Genomic DNA, 625 nt, shown 5'->3' on the forward strand with positions numbered 1-625 from the left:
TCATGCTTAAAAAGGAATAGGGCATATTCCTAAAAATCTCACATCTAATTCTGATCCCAAAAAACGAATTTTGCTCGACCAATTACCGCGACTTATTCAAGGCTATGGTAAAACATTTGCCAGTTATCCCCGTTTAAGTGAGCAGTAAAGCAAGAAATGGCAATAAAAAACCCTGGCGAAACTGACCAGGGTTAATTAGGAGAAAATTTGAATGACGATTAGATACAAATACCGAAGCGGGAAATTTTAGCTAACCCCCAAGGTAATTAGAACTATAGAAGTTAAAAATAATATTGCTACTACACCTTGAAAGGCATAGGTTCTTTGTTGCGCTTTTGTAGGAAATTCTGCGTAGTAAAGTTTGGGTTCTTTGGCATAGTTGTTAAGAATGCCTTTTTCATCACTGGTGGTATACATAATGTTTTTTTTTGGGTTTGTTACTTTATGTAAACTAATATAACAATATCTTTACAAAGTGTCAATAGAACTTGACAAAAAAATAATTGATGCTAGAAGTAAGTGCTGCTTACCTGGAAGCACCAAAAAAAATCTCGGTGACAGCAGCCATAAAAAAACCCACCTGCGCGGGTTTCCAGTGGAAAGTTAGCAAAGGTGGTTGAAAATC

Annotated in this window: 1 protein-coding gene; it reads right to left on the reverse strand. The window is 36.2% G+C overall.

Translation table 11 applies throughout. From position 1 onward, the window contains the following. Positions 1-246 precede the first annotated feature (246 nt). The gene (psb34, locus tag ACIR310F_RS25650; protein ID WP_035367945.1) at positions 247-417 is read right to left on the reverse strand and encodes a photosystem II assembly protein Psb34; all 171 of its coding nucleotides are present in this window, start codon (positions 415-417) and stop codon (positions 247-249) included. Positions 418-625: the final 208 nt, after the last annotated feature.

It is taken from the genome of Dolichospermum circinale AWQC310F (assembly GCF_000426925.1).
In the GTDB taxonomy this organism is placed as follows: domain Bacteria; phylum Cyanobacteriota; class Cyanobacteriia; order Cyanobacteriales; family Nostocaceae; genus Dolichospermum; species Dolichospermum circinale.

What these genes read in the sequence shown, in the direction of transcription:
- psb34 (WP_035367945.1), bottom strand. Translation starts at nt 417, where the DNA reads ATGTATACCACCAGTGATGAAAAAGGCATTCTTAACAACTATGCCAAA.